The sequence below is a fragment of the Pseudomonas sp. TYF_14 genome (genome assembly GCF_043105275.1).
Lineage (GTDB): Bacteria > Pseudomonadota > Gammaproteobacteria > Pseudomonadales > Pseudomonadaceae > Aquipseudomonas > Aquipseudomonas alloputida.
Genome location: NZ_JBICLK010000009.1, coordinates 146746 through 164536, shown reverse-complemented (window position 1 = coordinate 164536; position 17791 = coordinate 146746). Strand labels below are relative to the sequence as shown.

At 63.4% G+C, this 17791-nt stretch carries 18 protein-coding genes and 1 pseudogene; 8 read left to right on the top strand and 11 right to left on the bottom strand.

The window, feature by feature from the left end; all coding sequences use genetic code 11:
• Positions 1-2 precede the first annotated feature (2 nt).
• Positions 3-494 carry an OmpA family protein gene (locus ACF8O8_RS03855; protein WP_049587103.1) on the top strand — a complete coding sequence of 164 codons (492 nt, stop codon included), beginning with the start codon at positions 3-5 and terminating at the stop codon, positions 492-494.
• A gap of 133 nt (positions 495-627) precedes the next feature.
• On the opposite strand, the gene ACF8O8_RS03850 is transcribed toward ACF8O8_RS03855, so the two are convergent.
• Positions 628-1578 carry a LysR family transcriptional regulator gene (locus tag ACF8O8_RS03850; RefSeq protein WP_014859456.1) on the bottom strand — a complete coding sequence of 317 codons (951 nt, stop codon included), beginning with the start codon at positions 1576-1578 and terminating at the stop codon, positions 628-630.
• A gap of 132 nt (positions 1579-1710) precedes the next feature.
• Between ACF8O8_RS03850 and ACF8O8_RS03845 the strand changes: the two genes are divergently transcribed.
• Positions 1711-3237 (top strand): CoA-acylating methylmalonate-semialdehyde dehydrogenase, encoded by a 1527-nt coding sequence (locus ACF8O8_RS03845; RefSeq protein WP_003251574.1) that lies wholly within the window; start codon positions 1711-1713, stop codon positions 3235-3237.
• Positions 3238-3247: 10 nt separating this feature from the next.
• Positions 3248-4135 carry a 3-hydroxyisobutyrate dehydrogenase gene (gene mmsB, locus ACF8O8_RS03840; RefSeq protein ID WP_012053718.1) on the top strand — a complete coding sequence of 296 codons (888 nt, stop codon included), beginning with the start codon at positions 3248-3250 and terminating at the stop codon, positions 4133-4135.
• Positions 4136-4326: 191 nt separating this feature from the next.
• On the opposite strand, the gene ACF8O8_RS03835 is transcribed toward mmsB, so the two are convergent.
• Positions 4327-4671, bottom strand: a complete 345-nt coding sequence (locus ACF8O8_RS03835; protein ID WP_003251579.1) for a cupin domain-containing protein — start codon at positions 4669-4671, stop codon at positions 4327-4329.
• A gap of 96 nt (positions 4672-4767) precedes the next feature.
• A complete protein-coding gene (dmeF, locus tag ACF8O8_RS03830) occupies positions 4768-5712 on the bottom strand; it encodes a CDF family Co(II)/Ni(II) efflux transporter DmeF (protein WP_392509270.1) in 945 nt (314 codons plus the stop codon).
• A 70-nt stretch (positions 5713-5782) separates the two neighbouring features.
• Here dmeF and ACF8O8_RS03825 point away from each other — a divergent pair, with 70 nt between their 5' ends.
• Entirely contained in the window at positions 5783-6058 is a 276-nt protein-coding gene (locus ACF8O8_RS03825) for a metal/formaldehyde-sensitive transcriptional repressor (RefSeq protein WP_233692907.1), read from the top strand.
• A gap of 95 nt (positions 6059-6153) precedes the next feature.
• Here ACF8O8_RS03825 and ACF8O8_RS03820 read toward each other — a convergent pair whose 3' ends face one another.
• The 7 genes from ACF8O8_RS03820 to ACF8O8_RS03790 form a co-directional block, all read right to left on the bottom strand.
• Positions 6154-7086 (bottom strand): phosphatidate cytidylyltransferase, encoded by a 933-nt coding sequence (locus ACF8O8_RS03820; RefSeq protein WP_233692908.1) that lies wholly within the window; start codon positions 7084-7086, stop codon positions 6154-6156.
• Position 7087: 1 nt separating this feature from the next.
• Positions 7088-7711: a lysophospholipid acyltransferase family protein gene (locus ACF8O8_RS03815; RefSeq protein ID WP_016497906.1), complete on the bottom strand. Its 624-nt coding sequence runs from the start codon at positions 7709-7711 to the stop codon at positions 7088-7090.
• A gap of 10 nt (positions 7712-7721) precedes the next feature.
• Positions 7722-8153 (bottom strand): hypothetical protein, encoded by a 432-nt coding sequence (locus tag ACF8O8_RS03810; protein ID WP_392509269.1) that lies wholly within the window; start codon positions 8151-8153, stop codon positions 7722-7724.
• A complete protein-coding gene (locus ACF8O8_RS03805; protein WP_392509268.1) occupies positions 8150-9598 on the bottom strand; it encodes a phosphatase PAP2/dual specificity phosphatase family protein in 1449 nt (482 codons plus the stop codon). Before ACF8O8_RS03805 ends, ACF8O8_RS03810 begins: the two co-directional genes overlap by 4 nt.
• A complete protein-coding gene (locus ACF8O8_RS03800; RefSeq protein ID WP_392509267.1) occupies positions 9599-11353 on the bottom strand; it encodes a bifunctional alpha/beta hydrolase/class I SAM-dependent methyltransferase in 1755 nt (584 codons plus the stop codon).
• A 31-nt stretch (positions 11354-11384) separates the two neighbouring features.
• Positions 11385-11990 carry a CDP-alcohol phosphatidyltransferase family protein gene (locus ACF8O8_RS03795; protein WP_392509266.1) on the bottom strand — a complete coding sequence of 202 codons (606 nt, stop codon included), beginning with the start codon at positions 11988-11990 and terminating at the stop codon, positions 11385-11387.
• 83 nt (positions 11991-12073) lie between these two features.
• Positions 12074-12955 (bottom strand): LysR substrate-binding domain-containing protein, encoded by an 882-nt coding sequence (locus ACF8O8_RS03790; RefSeq protein ID WP_392509265.1) that lies wholly within the window; start codon positions 12953-12955, stop codon positions 12074-12076.
• Positions 12956-13032: 77 nt separating this feature from the next.
• Here ACF8O8_RS03790 and ACF8O8_RS03785 point away from each other — a divergent pair, with 77 nt between their 5' ends.
• On the top strand, positions 13033-13797 hold the full coding sequence (locus ACF8O8_RS03785; RefSeq protein ID WP_392509264.1) for a sulfite exporter TauE/SafE family protein: 765 nt from the start codon (positions 13033-13035) through the stop codon (positions 13795-13797).
• Here the strand turns inward: ACF8O8_RS03785 and ACF8O8_RS03780 are convergent.
• The gene (locus tag ACF8O8_RS03780) at positions 13787-14101 is read right to left on the bottom strand and encodes a putative quinol monooxygenase (RefSeq protein ID WP_264360784.1); all 315 of its coding nucleotides are present in this window, start codon (positions 14099-14101) and stop codon (positions 13787-13789) included. The two genes, ACF8O8_RS03785 and ACF8O8_RS03780, sit on opposite strands and share 11 nt — an antisense overlap.
• A 163-nt stretch (positions 14102-14264) precedes the next feature.
• Between ACF8O8_RS03780 and ACF8O8_RS03775 the strand changes: the two are divergent.
• The 3 genes and pseudogenes from ACF8O8_RS03775 to ggt all read left to right on the top strand — a co-directional run bounded on the left by ACF8O8_RS03775 (position 14265) and on the right by ggt (position 17720).
• Positions 14265-14855: pseudogene (locus tag ACF8O8_RS03775) on the top strand (NAD(P)H-dependent oxidoreductase).
• Positions 14856-15038: 183 nt separating this feature from the next.
• On the top strand, positions 15039-15935 hold the full coding sequence (locus ACF8O8_RS03770) for a LysR family transcriptional regulator (protein ID WP_003251593.1): 897 nt from the start codon (positions 15039-15041) through the stop codon (positions 15933-15935).
• Between the two features lie 117 nt (positions 15936-16052).
• Complete coding sequence (ggt, locus tag ACF8O8_RS03765) at positions 16053-17720, top strand: gamma-glutamyltransferase (protein WP_392509263.1); 1668 nt, start codon at positions 16053-16055, stop codon at positions 17718-17720.
• The last annotated feature ends 71 nt before the right edge of the window (positions 17721-17791 follow it).

Sequence of the window (17791 nt, the reverse complement as noted above, 5' to 3'; positions counted from 1 at the left end):
CCGTGATGCACGCTTTACGTTTTCCGCTTTGGGCCTTGTTGTTCGCCATGCTGGCGCTGACGGGGTGCCAGAGCGCCCCCCAAAAGGGCCTTACCCCAGAACAGATTGCCGTGCTCAAGCGCGAAGGTTTCACCCCGACCGATGAAGGTTGGGCCTACGACTTGTCTGGCAAAGTGCTGTTCGGCAGCGATCTGGACAGCCTCAACGGCCAGAGCCAGGCGATTGTCGAGCGCATCGGCAAGGCGCTGCTCGGCGTGGGTATCCAGGGCGTGCGGGTGGACGGGCATGCCGACTCGTCGGGCAAGGCGGCGTATAACCAGCAGCTGTCCGAGCGCCGCGCGCAAAGCGTGACCAAGGCGCTGGTGGGGATTGGCATGCAGGCACAGAACATTCAGAGCCGTGGCCTGGGCAGCAGCCAGCCGGTGGCGGACAACCGCACCAGCGCCGGGCGTACCGAGAACCGTCGGGTGTCCATCGTGGTAGCGTCCTACTGATCGTCGCCGCTCGGGCTGTCACATAGCCCCCTGTAGGCGCGGGCAACGCGGTGTCTGACACCGGCTTCGCCGGTGTTCGCGGGCAAGCCCGCTCCTACAGGGGCTGTGTTGCCTTCGGAAATGCGCAGGCCCATCAGTCCTGGGCAAAGCGCATCTCGCGGGTTTGCCCCATCAACAACGGCGCATTCGCCTCGGTCACCGACCGGATGTAATCCCACAACAAGGTAATGCGCTTCAACTTGCGCAAATCCTCCCGGCAATACATCCAGAACTGCCGCGTCACCTCGATCTCCTCCGGCAACACCGTGACCAATCGCGGGTCCTGCGCGGCGAGGAAGCACGGCAATATTGCCAGCCCACGCCCCTGCAGCGCTGCCGTGTACTGCGCGATCACGCTGGTACTGCGCAAATGTGCGCTGGCGTTGGGGATCAGGTTGGCCAGGTACAGCAGCTCGGAGCTGAACGCCAGATCATCCACGTAACTGATGAAGGGGTGTTTGGCCAGGTCCGTCACCTGGCGGATCGGCGCGTGGCTGTCCAGGTAGCCCTGGGTGGCATACAACCGCAAGCGGTAGTCGCACAGCTTGCAGCACACATAAGGCCCATGCTCAGGCCGCTCCAGCGCGATGACGATGTCCGCCTCACGCTTGGACAGGCTGATGAAGTGCGGCAGCGGCAGGATGTCCACCGAAATTGCCGGGTAGGCGTCGACGAAGTGGCTTAGCTGCGGCGTGATGAAAAAGCTGCCAAAGCCCTCCGTGCAGCCCATGCGCACATGGCCCGACAATGCCACCCCCGACCCGGATACCTGCTCGCAAGCCATGTGCAGCGTGCTCTCGATCGATTCGGCATAGCCCAGCAGGCGCTGGCCTTCGGCGGTCAGCACAAAGCCGTTGGTGCGCGACTTTTCGAACAGCAAGGTACCCAGCGCGCCCTCCAGCGAGCTGATGCGTCGCGACACGGTGGTGTAGTCCACGCTCAGCCGTTTGGCGGCACTGCTGGCCTTGCGGGTGCGAGCCACTTCGAGGAAGAACTTCAAATCGTCCCAGTTGAGCGCGCTCAGGGATGTAAGGTCTTTTTGCATGATGATCCGGTTTTTTTGTGCGTTCTTGTTGGATGTTTGCACATCTATACTCGAAACAAGCCTCAGGACGCCACCCCGCGTTTGCCCGGCGCTGGCGATCTCGTCCCGACAACAATTCCAAGGAGAACGCAGATGAACGCACCGCAATCCCCTAACAGCACCAAGGTCGAGCAGGTCAAGCTGCTGATCGACGGCCAGTGGGTCGAGTCCAAGACCACCGAATGGCGTGACATCGTCAACCCGGCCACCCAAGAGGTGCTGGCACGCGTACCGTTCGCCACCGTCGAGGAAGTCGATGCAGCCGTGGCCGCTGCTCACCGTGCTTTCCAGACGTGGCGTAACACCCCGATCGGCGCCCGCATGCGCATCATGCTCAAGCTGCAGGCGCTGATCCGCGAACACACCAAACGCATTGCCCAGGTGCTCAGCGCCGAGCAGGGCAAGACCCTGGCCGACGCTGAAGGCGATATCTTCCGCGGCCTGGAAGTGGTCGAGCACGCGGCGTCCATTGGCACCCTGCAGATGGGCGAATTTGCCGAGAACGTCGCCGGCGGTGTCGATACCTACACCCTGCGCCAGCCGATCGGCGTATGCGCTGGCATCACCCCGTTCAACTTCCCGGCAATGATCCCGCTGTGGATGTTCCCCATGGCCATTGTCTGCGGCAACACGTTCGTGCTCAAACCGTCCGAGCAGGACCCGTTGTCGACCATGCTACTGGTCGAGCTGGCGCTGGAAGCCGGCGTACCGGCCGGTGTGCTGAACGTGGTGCACGGCGGCAAGCAGGTGGTGGATGCCATTTGCACCCACCAGGACATCAAGGCGATTTCCTTCGTGGGCTCTACTGAAGTCGGCACGCACGTTTACAACCTTGGCAGCCAGCATGGCAAGCGTGTGCAGTCAATGATGGGCGCCAAGAACCACGCGGTGGTGTTGCCTGATGCCAACCGCACGCAAACCATCAATGCGCTGGTGGGGGCTGCCTTTGGCGCGGCGGGCCAGCGCTGCATGGCGACCTCCGTGGCCGTGTTGGTGGGCAAGGCCCGCGAATGGTTGCCGGATATCAAGGAGGCCGCCAGCAAGCTCAAGGTCAATGCTGGCTGTGAGCCGGGCACCGACGTTGGCCCGGTGGTTTCCAAGCGTGCCAAGGAGCGTGTGCTGGGCCTGATCGAAAGCGGTATCAAGGAAGGCGCCAAGCTGGAACTCGACGGCCGTGACGTCAAGGTGCCGGGCTACGAGCAAGGCAACTTCGTCGGCCCAACCCTGTTCTCGGGCGTGAAGACCGACATGCAGGTGTATACCCAGGAAATCTTCGGCCCGGTGCTGGTGACCCTGGAAGTCGATACGCTCGACGAGGCCATCGCCCTGGTCAACGCCAACCCGTTCGGCAACGGCACCGGCCTGTTCACCCAGAGCGGCGCTGCGGCCCGCAAGTTCCAGAGCGAAATCGATATTGGCCAGGTCGGCATCAACATCCCGATCCCGGTACCCGTACCGTTCTTCAGCTTCACCGGCTCGCGGGGTTCCAAACTCGGTGACCTCGGGCCGTACGGCAAGCAAGTGGTGCAGTTCTACACTCAGACCAAGACCGTCACTGCTCGCTGGTTCGATGACGACAGCGTCAACGACGGTGTGAACACCACCATTAGCCTGCGCTAAGGAGTACGTCATGCGTATCGCATTCATCGGCCTGGGCAACATGGGCGCGCCCATGGCCCGCAACCTGATCAAGGCCGGGCATCAGCTGAACCTGTTCGACCTGAACAAGGCCGTGCTTGCCGAGCTGGCAGAACTGGGCGGGCAGATCAGCCCCTCGCCCAAGGACGCGGCGGCCAACAGCGAGCTGGTGATCACCATGCTGCCGGCCGCAGCCCATGTGCGCAGCGTGTACTTGAGCGAGGACGGCGTACTGGCCGGCATTCGCCCTGGCACGCCGACCGTTGACTGCAGCACCATCGACCCGCAGACCGCACGTGATGTGTCCAAGGCCGCAGCGGCAAAGGGTGTGGACATGGGGGATGCGCCGGTTTCCGGTGGTACTGGCGGCGCGGCGGCCGGCACCCTGACGTTCATGGTCGGCGCCAGTACCGAGTTGTTCGCCAGCCTCAAGCCGGTACTGGAGCAGATGGGCCGCAACATCGTGCACTGCGGGGAAGTCGGTACCGGCCAGATCGCCAAGATCTGCAATAACCTGCTGCTCGGCATTTCGATGATCGGCGTGTCCGAGGCCATGGCCCTGGGTAACGCGTTGGGTATCGATACCAAGGTGCTGGCCGGCATCATCAACAGTTCGACCGGGCGTTGCTGGAGCTCGGACACCTACAACCCGTGGCCGGGCATCATCGAAACCGCTCCGGCATCGCGTGGCTACACCGGTGGCTTTGGCGCCGAACTCATGCTCAAGGACCTCGGGCTGGCTACCGAAGCGGCACGCCAGGCACACCAACCGGTGATTCTCGGTGCCGTGGCCCAGCAGTTGTACCAGGCCATGAGCCTGCGAGGCGAGGGTGGCAAGGACTTCTCGGCCATCGTCGAGGGTTATCGCAAGAAAGAGTGATGCTAGAGGTGGACTTCATCGCGGGCCAGGTGGCCTTCCCTCTGTAACTGCGCACCAGAGGGAAGGGCGTCTGCTCCGCGATTTTTTTGTCCACGCTTACAGGTATTGCGCGGCTGTTGTAGGCGCGGGTTCACACGCGAATGCTGCAGAAGCCTCACCGCCGCATTAGCAGGTAAACCCGCGCCTGCAAGTCAGGCGAAGACGAAATACTTACGTACAGTCTCGACCACTTCCCACGTACCTTTCATGCCCGGTTCGATCACGAACACATCACCCGCCTTCAGGTGCTTGGGCTCTTCGCCTTCCGGGGTGATGATGCAGTAGCCATCGAGGAAGTGGCAGAACTCCCATTTATCGTAGTTGACCTCGAACTTGCCCGGGGTGCAGATCCAGGTGCCCATGATCTTGCTGCCGTCGGCCGACAGGTAGGCATTGAGGTTGACGGTGTGCGGATCGCCGCCGATGCGCTTCCACTTGGTGGCGTCCACGACCGGCGTCGGGCAGGTTTCGCGCAGGACGGTGATGAAATCGGACATGGCACAACTCCTGGTGACTGGCTGAATGACGGGTCACCATAGGCCCAACGGCCGCGCCGCAGTTGCCTGGGCTCGACGTCCAGGTGTCTGGTCGCGCTATGGCAGGCGGTTTACCTCGACAGTGATGTGCGCCAACTCTTCGTGCACGGCCAGGGCCTGGCGCACGCCGTCGGCATTCAATGTGGCCTGGGTGGCCAGGCCAAGAATGCAGGCGTACTGGTCCCTGCCCACCCGCCAGACATGCAGGTCGGTGATACTGGCCGGCACCGGCAATTGCGCGACCACTGCGCGGACTTCCGCCACAACCGGGGCGTCCATCTCGGCGTCCAGTAACACTCGCCCGGTATCGCGCAGCAGGCCACGGGCCCACAGCGCGACCAGCAGCGCACCGACGAGGCCCATCGCTGGGTCGAGCCAACTGGCGCCCCAGAACTTGCCGGCCAGCAAGGCAGCAATGGCCAGCACCGAAGTGGCGGCATCGGCCATCACATGCAGGTAGGCCGAGCGCAGGTTCAGGTCGTGGTGGTGGTGGTGGTGGTGGTGGTGGTGGTGATGATCGTGGCTGTGAGGGTGATGGTCATGATGATGGTCATCGCGTAGCAGCCAGGCGCAGACGAGGTTGACGGCGAGGCCCGCCACGGCAATCAAGATCGCCTCGTCATAGTGGATCTGTCCCGGCACCAACAGCCGTTCCACCGACTGGAACGCCATCAGTCCGGCCACGCCCAGTAATAGCAATGCGCTGGAGTAGCCGCCGAGAATTTCGATCTTCCAGGTGCCGAAGGCAAAGCGCCGGTCACCTGCATAGCGCCGAGCGGCAGCGTAGGCCAGCAAGGACAGGCCAAGTGCCAGGGCGTGGGAGCTCATGTGCCAGCCGTCGGCCAGCAGCGCCATGGAGTTGAAGTACCAGCCTCCGGCAACCTCCGCCACCATCATCACTGCGGTCAGCCAAACCGCCAGGCGGGTTTTGCGCTCAGCGCCCAGGTTGCTGGTGTGGAACTGGTGGCTGTGCTGCCAGCGGTCTGAGGTTTGTGTCGCCATGGTTTATCATGCTCCCGGAAGATCGAGAAAAATACTATACCCCAGTATACCTAGCATGGCGTGAAACCCAATGGCACATACCCTGAAGAGCAAGAAGCAGCTGTTGACCCGGGTGCGCAAGATCAAAGGCCAAGCCGCCGCCCTGGAGACGGCGCTGGAGCAGGACAAGGACTGCCTGGCGATCCTGCAGCAGATCGCTGCCGTGCGCGGCGCGGTGAACGGGCTGATGGCCGAGGTGATGGAAGGGCACATCCGCGATCACCTCGTGGCGGACGGCCTGAGTGCCGAGGAACGGCAGGACGAGGCGGACAAGGTGGCTACGTTGTTGCGGTCTTATCTCAAGTAGCCGGTACAGTGATGGTCGATACCCCAGGGGGGTATCAACGTCCGCGTTACAGTGCAGATTTTCGCTTTCACACTGATCGCAGATGCGCGCATTCGCTACGCCCACCAGTACCGCACAAAGTGGAAGAACACCGGCGCGGCAAAGCACACCGAGTCCATGCGATCGAGCATGCCGCCGTGGCCTTCGATCATGTGGCCCCAGTCCTTCACCCCGCGGTCGCGCTTGATCGCCGACATCACCAGCCCGCCGAAGAAGCCCATGGCGTTGACCGCCAACGCCATCAGCGCGGCCTGCCAGAAGGTGAACGGGGTGATCCAGCACAACAGGGCGCCGATCAGGGTGGCCAGTGCTACGCCGCCGGCCAACCCTTCTACGGTCTTGGACGGTGACAGGTTGGGGGCCACCTTGTGCTTGCCAAACAGCTTGCCGCACACGTATTGCAGCACGTCGCTGATCTGCACCACCAGGATCAGCCAGGCGATCAGCAGCAGATTCCGCCCCTCGTAGCCGGGGATGTCCAGGGTCATCAAGGCGGGCACCGACGATACGCAGTACACCGCGATCATCAGCCCCCACTGCACTTTTGACGCCCGTTCGAGAAAGCGTGTGGTATCGCCGCCGAAGCTGGCCAAAATCGGCAGCAGCAGGAACAGGTACACCGGGATGAAGATGCTGAACAGGCCGTACCAGTCCATGGCGATCAGCACGTACTGCACCGGCAGTGCCACATAAAACGCTGCCACCAGCGCCGGGTAGTCGCTGCGCCGGGTCGGGGTGAGGGTCATGAACTCGCGCAGGGCGTAGAACGACACGCCATAGAACAGCACGATCACGCCGTATTTACCGAACAGGAAAGCGATGCCGATCACCAGCACCATCACCCACCAGGCGTTGATGCGAGCGTTGAGGTTGTCGATCACCGCGTGTGGCGCCGGGCCGGCGCGCCACTTCAGCAGGCGGCCGGTCACGCTGGCGAGCAGCAGCAGGGCGCCGATGCCGGCGAACAGGAAAAGGGTGTTGTCGTCCATGTCAGGCATCCTTCGGGGCCAGGGTCAGCAGGGCCTGGCTGGCCCGCTCGAGAAAGGCCTGCTTGCTTTCATCTGCGTGCAGGTGCAGCGGTTCGCCAAAGCTCAGTGTGCACAGCAACGGCAGGGGCAGGGCGCGGCCTTTGGGCATCACCCGGTTGAGATTGGCGATCCATACCGGTACCAGTTCGACGTCGGGGTTGGCCGCGGCCAGGTGGTACAACCCGCTTCTGAACGGCATCAGTGGCTCGTCGCCCAGATTACGCGTGCCTTCCGGGAAGAAGATCAGCGAGTCGCCTTGAGCCACGGCTTCAAGGATCGGCTGTAGCGGGCTGCCCTGGCCTTCGCTGCGTTGGCGGTCGATCAATACGCCGTTGAACACCTTGCGAATGAGAAAATCGCGGATGCCCGGTTTGGCCCAGTAGTCCGCGCCGGCCACCGGGCGGGTGCGTTTGCGCAAGGGCTGCGGCAGTGAAGCCCACAGCAGCACGAAGTCACCGTGGCTGCTGTGGTTGGCGAAGTACAGGCGCTGCACTGGCAGCGGCGTGCAACCCAGCCACAGGGCGCGGGCACCCGTGATCAGACGGGCGGCGGAGGTGATGAGGTAGGCGGTCAGGTTGGCGAGCATGGATCGGTGGTCATCCCTTCAAAGGCAGTGTCAGCAGGGTAGCCAAGGCCAGCGACAACTGCAGGCCCAGGCACACTGCCTGGCGGCGCAACAGGTTCAGTGCGGCCTGGCTGCGATCAGGCCAGGCCCGGGCGTCCGTGGCCTGCGGTTTCAGTTTCAGCTCGAACAGGGCGCGGTCCAGGGCCTGGGTGTCCGCTGCCAGGTGGTTGCTGCTGGCGAGGTGGGTGAACAGTTCGGCATCTATGGCCACGCGGATGGCCCAGTACTTGTGCACTACGCCTAGCACCAGCAGCACGCCGCACAGCAGGCTGGCCAGCGGTTGAAGTGGGGCACCCAACAAAGGTGCAAGGCCGTAGGCCAGGGCCAGCAGGGTGAGGCCGTCGGACAAGCGTTCCAGCTGTTTGCCGCGACCCAGCAGGCTGGCTACCACACGCAGGTTCATGGCTGTGCTCCAAGCTGTTGCAAGGCCAGGCGGTGTGCCGGGTGCAGAATGCTGCCGGGGCGGGCTTTGCAGATCAGTGCTTCGGCCTGCCGGGCATCGCTGCAGCGGCCGGAGAGCAGCAGCCAGGCGGCCACGGCGCTGGCGCTGCGTGAATAGCCCAGCGCACAGCAGACCAGTAAGGGGCCTTGGGCGCGCAGGCGTTCGATGGCGTTGGCGGCCTGTTGTAACAGGGCAGCGTCCGGCGCTATCAGGTCCAGGGTAGGGAAACACTGATACTCAAAGGCTGGCGCGGCCGATGTAGGAGCGGCCTTGTGTCGCGAAAGGGGCGCGAAGCGGCCCCCGTTCAGCTTCGCAGCAGACATTGCCGGGGCTGCTGCGCAGCCCTTTCGCGACACAAGGCCGCTCCCACAAATGCCCGCAGCAGGGCGGCTGACAGCGCAAGGCAACTCGGCGCACAAATCGACAATCGCAGCGAACGGCGTGCTGCGCCCCGGGATCCTCCCCAGGTACACGCCATCGCACACTTCATCGGCCTGCGGATGGTGCCGGGTCCATAGCCGCGAATTGACCCACGCACCGACCAGGTAGGGTGCCAGCAGCCAGCTGGCCGCACTCGACAAGTGGCCATCGGCGCCTTTCTGAAACCCGCCTGCACCCAACACACCATAGTTCAGCGCAACCAGTGCCAGCGACACGGCCGGCCAGGCCAACCACAACCAGGCACCGCCCGACACAACGGCAGGCACAGCGCACAAAACAGCGCCCACGGCATAATAAAACGCCATCCGCCAGCGCTTGGCATCCCGTGCAAGGTGCGCCTGCTGCCAGGGCAGTTGCCCCTGATGCGGCCACAGCCAGGCGCAGGCAAACCCCGCCAATGCACCCGTGGGTACATCGATGAAATGATGCTGCCAGGTGGTCAGTACCGACACCCCGATCAACGCCATCCAGCCATGCATCAGCCATCGCCAGGGCAGGTGCTGCACATGCCGGGCAAACATCGTCCAGATGATCACCAGCAGCGCAATGTGCAGCGATGGCGCCTGGTTGAACGGTTTGTCGAAGCCCATCAGTACATCGAACAGCCAGCCGAACAGCCCACCCAGCTCCGGCCGTTCGAAGGTGAACCGCAGCGGCCACAGCAGGAAGCAGGTGACACTGATCACTTGTGCGCTGAGCAGTGCCAGCGCGTGCCGGTCCATTTCCTGGCGTGTGCGCGGCAGCAGAAAAGACAGCCCGTAAAGCAAGTCGATTGACCAGTACGGGATGATCGTCCAGGGCCACAGCGGCATGCTGCGCTCCCAACCGAACACCAGGCTGCCGACATCACTGCGCCCGGCGGTATGGTTGTTCGCCAGCCCATAGCTGAGGAAAAACAACGGCCCCAGCAGCAGAAGCCAGAACACGCCCCGGCGGATCAGCCCTGGCTCGCGTGGTGGGTTCATTCAGCGCACCCGCTGTGCCAGGCTAACGCTGAAAATCCCCCATTCATCGATGCGTTGGGCCAGCTTGCGGAAACCGGCCGCCTCTACCAACTGGTCCATTTCGGCCTGGCTGCGGCGTCGCATCACCCAGGCCTCGCCACCCCGGTGGCTGGTAAGGGCGCGGGCGATCATCTCCAGTTGCGGGTGCCACGGCTGGCCGGTGTAGACCAGATAACCGCCATCTTCCACGGCATCGGCCAGGCCGGCCAGCGAGTTGCCCACCAGTTGGTTGCTGGGGAACAGTTCGTAGAGCCCCGAGACCACCGCCAGGGTCGGCGGTTGCTCCAGCGTGGCCAGGCTCTGGCGGTCGAAGGCATCGCCCTGGACGAAGCGGGCGATGTCGGCCAGGCCCTTCTCAGTGATCAGCGCGCTGCCTTGCTGCACGTTAAGCTCGCTGTAGTCGCGCAGCAGGATCGAGTCCGGCAACTGCTCAAGGTCTTGCAGGGCTTCGAGGATGTAGCGGCCATGGCCGGCGGCGATATCGACAATGTGCACAGGCCGCTGTTGTTCGCGCAGTCGGGCGATGGCCAGGCGCAGCAGTTCCTCGACGTGCAGCTTGCGCTGGCGAATGCCACGCCAGCCGATGGCGTCGAGGTAGTTCTGGTCGACCAGGCGGCCCAGCTGGCCCTTGCCGGTCGGTTGGTTGCGGTACACGTAGTCGAGCGTGCTGCCCGAATCGAAGCCGGTGTCGAAGCCCAGCTTCACCCCCGCAGACAACCCCTTGCCCAGGCTAAGCCCGGCGCGGGTGGCGCGCCAGTAAAGGTCACGCGGCGAGTGGCGCGGCAACGGTGCGGCCAGGCTTTCGGCTTCGGCGCAACTGGGGCCCGTCTTGTCGGCATCGAGCAGTGAGGGCCGGGCGGCGGGGCTGGTGAAGCAGTGCTCCACAAACCGTTCGATGCGCTTCAGGGCGTGGGCCCGGTCACGCTCACCGAGGGTGTCGTGGAAGAAGCCCGGCAGAATGTGCATTTCCTTGCGTGTGCTGCCCAGCCGTTCGAAAAAGCGCTCCTGCGGCTGGCGCTCGACCACGAAGTCGGCCCCGGATACCAGCAACTGGGTGGGTACCTGAATGGCCTGGGCATCCGCCACCACCCGGTCAGCGGCTTCGTACAGGCCCAGCAGCATGGTCACCGAAATCGGCCGGCTGATCAGCGGGTCGGCCACGTACGACATCACCCGCTCGGGGTCGTGAGTGAGCAGGCGTGGCTTGACGTAGCTGTTGACGAAGAAGTTGCCGCGCAAGGCCTTGAGCAGCTTCAGGCCAAGGCGGGCGAATGGCACGTACAGCTTGACCTTGAACGCGGGCGAGGCCAGCACCAGGCAGCGTACCTTGGGCGCGTAGTCGTGGGCCCAGGTGGCAATCAGCACCGCGCCGACGCTTTGCGCCAGCACCACCAGGTCGTGCTCGGCGATGCCGTGATGGGCCTGGATATGTTCGATGAAGGTTTGCACGTCGCGCACGCTGGTGGCGAACCCTGGGCTGTCGCCGCGTGCGCCTGGCGACTGGCCATGGCCGCGGGCATCCCAGGCGAAGAAGTCATAGCCCGGCATGTCCAGTTCATCGGCCAGGTGGGCCATGCGCCCGCCGTGTTCATGGCCGCGGTGGAACATCACCACGGCCCGGCGTGGCTGGTGCTCGTTGCGGGTGGCAGACCAATGACGGTAGTGCAACTCGACACCGTCATGGGTGGAGAAGTGCAGCACTTGCGCTTGGCGCATTATCAACGTCCTTTTTGCGGCGGCTTTGGGCTCAGCGGGTTTCGGCCAGCCCTTGGCGAACCCGGTTGTAGAGGGTATAGAGCGAGAGCGTGAGGATGACCAGCAGCAGGCCATTGATCCAGCTGCCATTCAGCAGGCCAAAAGCGACGCCGGTGCCCAGCACGCCGAAGGCAAAGGCCCGGTCGCTTTTGCCCATGGGGCCGTCGTAACGGCGCGAGGCGCCAGCCAGCGGGCCCATGACGCCGGCGTATTCGCTGAAGGTGGCACACAGCACCACCAGCACCACCAGCACCGGAGAAACCCCGGTCAGCAGGGCGAAGGGCAGGTACAGGGCGGCGTCGGCGATCACGTCGCAGAGTTCGTTGAGGTAGGCGCCGAGGGTAGATTGCTGGCCGAACTCCCTGGCCAGCATGCCGTCGACGGCGTTCAGTGCCATGCGCAGCAGCATCCACACCGGTATCAGGATGAACAGCCAGGTAACGTGGGGGAGGGCGGCCAGCAGCAGGCCCAGCAGGACCGACACCACGGCGGCGGCGACGGTAACCTGGTTGGCGGTGACACCGCGGTCGTAAAGGCGCTGGACTGCTGGGCGCAGCAGGGCCTGGAAGCGCGGTTTGAGCTGGTAGATCGATGCCACTGGAAAATCCTTTTTCGTGGTGCGATGGGGGGATTGTGTGCGACCGGCCGAAAAAATGCACTTACTGTGTGGGCACTGACGCTTCAACGGGTGAGGGTGGTCACCAATGCTGCGGCATAGCCCGGCAACGCCGCAAAATCCCGCGCGCACACCAGCAACTTGCGGTTGGCCCACGCCTCCTCCAGCGCCACCCAGTGCAACGGCAGCACGCCTTGCCAGCGCTTCACGGCTGCAAGCGGCACCACCCCGACCCCGGCCCCGCCTGCAACCATGCGGATCACCCCATCGAAACCCTCGGCCCGCACCCGCACGTGCATACGGCGCCCCTCACGCAGGGCCTGTTCTTCCAGGTACAACGCCAACGCGCTAGCGGCACCCAGCCCGACATGGCCATGCACCAGGCTGTCGATGAAACTGGGCGCGACCGCACTGGCCAGCGGGTGGCCCAAGGGCGTCACCAGTACCAGCGGGTCGTCGCGAAATGGCCGGGTTTGCAGATGTTCGTTGGGCGCTGCGGTGGAAACGATGCCAAGGTCCGCCATGCCCTGGGTAATCGCCTGCACGATGCGCAGGCTCGGCAGCTCCTGCACATCTACGCTGACCCCGGGATTTGCAGCCAGGTAGCTGGCCAGCAGTTCCGGCAGGTACTCCGTGAGTGCTGCTGTGTTGCACAGCAGGCGTACCTGGCCCTGCTGCCCTTGTGCGTACTGGCCCAGATCAAACTGCAGGCGCTCGACCTGCTGCGCTATCAGGCGTGCATGCTGCAGCAGTGCCTGACCCGCCGGTGTCGGCTGCACGCCACGGCGGTTGCGCTGCAGCAACGGGATACCCAGCGATGCCTCCATGGCGCGGATGCGTGCGCTGGCTGCCGGCAGCGACAGGTGGCTGCGGCTGGCGCCGGCAGTGATGTTGCCGCACTCCAGAGTGTGCTGGAACAGCTTGAGGTCGATCAGGTCGAAATGCATGTGGCTCTGTCTTCACAAGAGTCTGGCTGAGTATATGGCAGATTTTCCCGCTGCCCGGAAACCGCCATCATTAGCCCATGACTACTTTGCTTGCTTTCTACCAGAACATTGGCCCAGCCCTTTCGCTGCTGGTAGTGCTTACCTTCCTGCTGGCCGGCGCGGTCAAAGGGGTGATCGGCCTGGGCCTGCCGACCATCGCCATGGGCCTTCTGGGCCTGGCTATGCCACCGGCGCAGGCAGCTGCGCTGCTGATCGTGCCGTCGACCCTCACCAACCTTTGGCAACTGGCCAGCGGCGGGCACCTGCGGGCGTTGCTGGTGCGGCTGGGGCCGATGCTGGCGCTGATCTTCATTGGCACCTTGCTGGGCAGTGCCTGGCTGGGGATCAACAGTGGCCCATGGGCCATCCACGCGCTGGGTGCGGCTTTGCTGGTGTATGCGTTGTACGGGCTGGTCGGCCCGGCCTTGCACCTCGCGCCGGCGCACGAGCGTTGGCTTGGGCCGGTCTGCGGGCTGGTGACGGGGGTGGTCACCGCGGCAACCGGGGTTTTCGCGATACCTGCTGTGCCCTACCTGCAAAGCCTGGGCCTGAGCCGTGAACAGATGATCCAGGCCCTGGGCCTGTCGTTCACGGTGTCGACCCTGGCGCTGGCCGTTGGCCTGGCCGGGCAGGATGCCCTCGGTGGCCAGGCGTTGGGGGCTTCACTGCTGATGTTGGCGCCCGCCTTGGTCGGCATGCTGGCCGGGCAGTGCTTGCGTCAGCGCATCAGCGCGCTGCTGTTCAAGCGTTGCTTCTTCATCGGCCTGGCCGCCCTGGGCGGCCACTTGCTGATCAACGGCTAGCGCTTGATGCGCTGAGCATGTCGACCCGCTGGATATCGAAATCGCGCTCCAGGTAGTCCATGCGCTTTTCGAAGAACGCGGTCATGTGCGGCAAGGCCGAGTGCACATCCAGCGCGGCCTTGTCGGCCCACACTTCGAAGAACACAAACAGGCTCGGGTCCTGCTGGTCGCGCAGCATGTGGTACTCGATGCAGCCCGGCTCCTGGCGGCTGGGTTCGACGTAGGGGCGGAACAGGGTTTCGAACGCATCAGCCATTTCCGGGCGGGTCTTGGCTTTGAGGATAAAGGCAAACTGCTCACTCATGGGGCGCTACTCGGTGATGGGTGGTGAGTCGATTCTACGGCAATAATACTTTGCTCATTCGTGACTTCCGGTCAATTGTATTTTGCCCAGTCACCCCTGTATCCCGCCCCCGCGAGCCTCTAACCTGCCGGCATCAAATTTTGACTCGGCCCGGGAGGCCAGCATGAAAAAGATTCTTCTGCTCAATGGTGGTAAACAGTTCGCTCACTCCTAAGGCCGCCTCAACGCGACCTTGCACGAAGCAGCCATCGCTCACCTGGACCGCGCCGGCTTCGATGTGCAGGAAACCTTCATCGACGGCGGCTACGACGTGCAGGCCGAGGTAGAGAAGTTTCTCTGGGCCGATGTGATCGTCTACCAGATGCCGGGCTGGTGGATGGGCGCACCCTGGACCGTGAAAAAGTACATCGACGAAGTTTTTACCGCTGGCCATGGCAGCCTGTATGCCAACGATGGCCGTACCCGTTCGGACCATTCGCAGAAGTACGGCAGCGGTGGCCTGTTGCACGGCAAGCAGTACATGCTGTCGCTGACCTGGAACGCGCCGCAGCAGGCGTTCGATGACCCGAGCGATTTCTTTGAAGGCAAAGGGGTGGATGCCGTGTACTTCCCGTTCCACAAGGCCAACCAGTTCCTCGGCATGACCGGCCTGCCGACCTTCCTGGCTGTGGATGTGATGAAGCGCCCGGATGTGCCGGCGGCGTTGGCAGCTTATGAGGCCCATCTGGACAAGGTGTTTGGCAAGGCACAGTAATTTTATGCCTGTACCGGCCTCTTCGCGGGCTTGCCCGCTCCCACAGGTATTACGCAGGTTTCAAGGACTTTGCAGTATTTGTGGGAGCGGGCAAGCCCGCGAAGAGGCCCGTTCAGGCGCCGCTGGACTTGGCCTCGACAAGCGGTTATCTAATCCTTGCACAGACCAACCACAGGCCCTGATGTGAAAACCCGATCTGAAGAACTCCAGGTATTCGTCGCCGTCATCGACTGCGGCTCGATTTCCGCTGCTGCCGAGCAGATGGGCCAGACCCCGTCTGCCGTCAGCCGCACCCTGTCGCGCCTGGAGGGCAAGCTGGGCACCACGCTGGTCAACCGCACCACCCGGCGCATGGACCTTACCGAAGAGGGGCGCTACTTTCTTGAGCGCTCGCGGCTGATCCTGCAGCAGATGGACGAGATGGAAGAGCGTCTGTCGATGAACCGCCAGACCCCGACCGGGCGATTGCGCATCAATGCCGCTGCGCCGTTCATGCTGCATGCCATCCTGCCGTGGATTGGCGAGTTCCGCCGCCAGTACCCGGGCATCGAACTGGAGCTCAACACCGACGACCTGATCATCGACCTGCTGGAGCAGAGCACTGATGTGGCGATCCGCATCGGAGAGCTGGCCGACTCCAGCCTGCACGCGCGCAGCCTGGGTTGTAGTCCGGTGCAGGTGCTGGCCAGTCCGGCCTACCTGGAGCAGCACGGCACGCCACGGCAGGTTGAGGAGCTGGCCAACCACTGTCTGCTCGGCTTCAGCCAACCGGAGTCGCTCAATCATTGGCCGCTACGTCACGCTCAGGGCGATCGCTGGAGCATCCGCCCGGCGTTGGTTGCTTCCAGCGGCGAAACCCTGCGCCAGCTGGCGCTGGCCGGGGAGGGCATCGTCAGCCTGTCGCACTTCATGACCCACGAAGATATCCGCACAGGGCGCCTGCAGGTGCTGCTGAGCGAGGCCAACAATGGCTACCGTCAGCCGATCCACGCGGTGTATTACCGCAACACCCAGTTGGCGCTGCGCATCCAGTGCTTCCTGGATTTCATCCAGCGCAAGCTGGCGATGTACGCCTGCTGAGTTGCCTGATCGCGACAAATCCTGTCCACAGGCGGCGAAACTTCCGACGGTTGATTGCACAGTCGAAGCGCTTCGGCCTTACTGACTGCTCAACAAAAACAACACCAAGGAAGTGTCATGCGTATTGTCCCTTTCCAGTATCTGGCTCTCGCAGCCGCGATCCTGAGCTGTTCCTCAGTTTACGCCGCCACCCTGGAGGGCGGCGCGGTGGCCGCCCCCGATCAATATGGTGCACAGGTGGCCGCCGATATTCTGAAAAAGGGCGGCAACGCGGTGGACGCGGCAGTAGCGACCGCCTTCACCCTGGCGGTGACGTACCCAGAGGCCGGTAATATCGGCGGTGGCGGCTTCATGACCCTGTTCGTCGATGGCAAGCCTTACTTCCTCGACTACCGCGAAGTCGCGCCCAAGGCCGCCACGCGCAACATGTACCTGGACGACAAGGGCGAGGTCATCGAGAACCTCAGCCTGGTCGGGGCACGCGCCGCAGGCGTACCCGGTACGGTAATGGGCCTGTGGGAGGCGCACCAGAAGTTCGGCAAGCTGCCTTGGAGCGAGTTGCTGACCCCGGCCATCGGCTATGCGAAAAACGGCTTCAAGGTGGCGGAAAAGCAGTACCAGTACCGCAACGATGCCCAAGGCATGTTCAAGACGGCGACCAACTTCAACGATTACTTCGGCAACATGAAGGTCGGCGAGCTGTTCAAGCAGCCGGAAATGGCCCAGACCCTGGAGCGTATAGCCGACAAGGGCGTGAGCGAGTTCTATCAAGGCAAGACCGCCGATTTGCTGGTGGCGCAGATGCAGGCTTACAAAGGCCTGATTACCAAAGATGACCTCAAGGATTACAAGGCGGTATGGCGTGAACCGATGGCCGTGAGCTGGCGTGGCAATGTGGTGTATACCGCGCCACCGCCGAGCTCGGGCGGTGTGGCGCTGGCCCAGTTGCTGGGCATCAAGGAAGACCGCGCGGCCGACTTCAAAGGGGTGGCGCATAACTCGGCGCAGTACATCCACCTGTTGGCCGAGATCGAAAAGCGGGTGTTCGCCGACCGCGCCGATTACCTGGGCGACCCGGCCTTCACCAAGGTGCCGGTTGACCAGCTGGTGGCCAAGGATTACCTGGCCAAGCGCGCAGCTCAGGTCAACCCGAAGGCCATTTCCGACACCGACAAGGTCAAGCCGGGCCTTGAACCGCACCAGACCACGCATTTCTCGATCGTCGACAAGCAGGGCAACGCGGTCAGCAATACCTACACCCTCAACCTCGACTACGGCAGTGGTGTGGTGGTGAAGGGCGCTGGTTTCCTGCTCAACGACGAGATGGATGATTTCAGTGCCAAACCAGGGGCGGCGAACGCCTTTGGCGTGGTCGGCGGTGATGCCAACGCGATCGAACCAGGCAAGCGCATGCTGTCGTCGATGAGCCCCAGCCTGATGACCCGCGATGGCAAGGTCGAGCTGGTTATCGGTACCCCGGGTGGTTCACGGATCTTTACCTCGATCTTCCAGGTGATGAACAACCTGTACGACTACGGCATGCCGCTGGACAAGGCGGTGGCGGCGCAGCGCGTGCACCATCAGTTGCTGCCCAAGGACACCATCTACTTCGACAGCTATGCGCCACTGACCGGGCCGGTAGCTGAGGAGCTGAAGAAGATGGGCTATGTGCTGGAGGACCAGGGCTGGGAGATGGGCGACATCCAGGCGATCCGGGTCGATGGGGCGAAGCTTGAGACTGCTTCCGACCCACGTGGGCGTGGGGTAGGGATGATCGTCAAGTAGTACCTGTCAGAACGCCGGGAGGGCTTTGCCCTGCTATCGCGACACAAGGCCGCTCCCACGAGGACCTGCGT

What these genes read in the sequence shown, in the direction of transcription:
- dmeF (WP_392509270.1), bottom strand. Translation starts at nt 5,712, where the DNA reads ATGGCGACACAAACCTCAGACCGCTGGCAGCACAGCCACCAGTTCCAC.
- ACF8O8_RS03810 (WP_392509269.1), bottom strand. Translation starts at nt 8,153, where the DNA reads ATGAACCTGCGTGTGGTAGCCAGCCTGCTGGGTCGCGGCAAACAGCTG.
- ACF8O8_RS03845 (WP_003251574.1), top strand. Translation starts at nt 1,711, where the DNA reads ATGAACGCACCGCAATCCCCTAACAGCACCAAGGTCGAGCAGGTCAAG.
- ACF8O8_RS03835 (WP_003251579.1), bottom strand. Translation starts at nt 4,671, where the DNA reads ATGTCCGATTTCATCACCGTCCTGCGCGAAACCTGCCCGACGCCGGTC.
- ACF8O8_RS03800 (WP_392509267.1), bottom strand. Translation starts at nt 11,353, where the DNA reads ATGCGCCAAGCGCAAGTGCTGCACTTCTCCACCCATGACGGTGTCGAG.
- ACF8O8_RS03820 (WP_233692908.1), bottom strand. Translation starts at nt 7,086, where the DNA reads ATGGACGACAACACCCTTTTCCTGTTCGCCGGCATCGGCGCCCTGCTG.
- ACF8O8_RS03805 (WP_392509268.1), bottom strand. Translation starts at nt 9,598, where the DNA reads ATGAACCCACCACGCGAGCCAGGGCTGATCCGCCGGGGCGTGTTCTGG.
- ACF8O8_RS03780 (WP_264360784.1), bottom strand. Translation starts at nt 14,101, where the DNA reads ATGAGTGAGCAGTTTGCCTTTATCCTCAAAGCCAAGACCCGCCCGGAA.
- ACF8O8_RS03785 (WP_392509264.1), top strand. Translation starts at nt 13,033, where the DNA reads ATGACTACTTTGCTTGCTTTCTACCAGAACATTGGCCCAGCCCTTTCG.
- mmsB (WP_012053718.1), top strand. Translation starts at nt 3,248, where the DNA reads ATGCGTATCGCATTCATCGGCCTGGGCAACATGGGCGCGCCCATGGCC.
- ACF8O8_RS03790 (WP_392509265.1), bottom strand. Translation starts at nt 12,955, where the DNA reads ATGCATTTCGACCTGATCGACCTCAAGCTGTTCCAGCACACTCTGGAG.
- ACF8O8_RS03825 (WP_233692907.1), top strand. Translation starts at nt 5,783, where the DNA reads ATGGCACATACCCTGAAGAGCAAGAAGCAGCTGTTGACCCGGGTGCGC.
- ACF8O8_RS03850 (WP_014859456.1), bottom strand. Translation starts at nt 1,578, where the DNA reads ATGCAAAAAGACCTTACATCCCTGAGCGCGCTCAACTGGGACGATTTG.
- ACF8O8_RS03815 (WP_016497906.1), bottom strand. Translation starts at nt 7,711, where the DNA reads ATGCTCGCCAACCTGACCGCCTACCTCATCACCTCCGCCGCCCGTCTG.
- ggt (WP_392509263.1), top strand. Translation starts at nt 16,053, where the DNA reads ATGCGTATTGTCCCTTTCCAGTATCTGGCTCTCGCAGCCGCGATCCTG.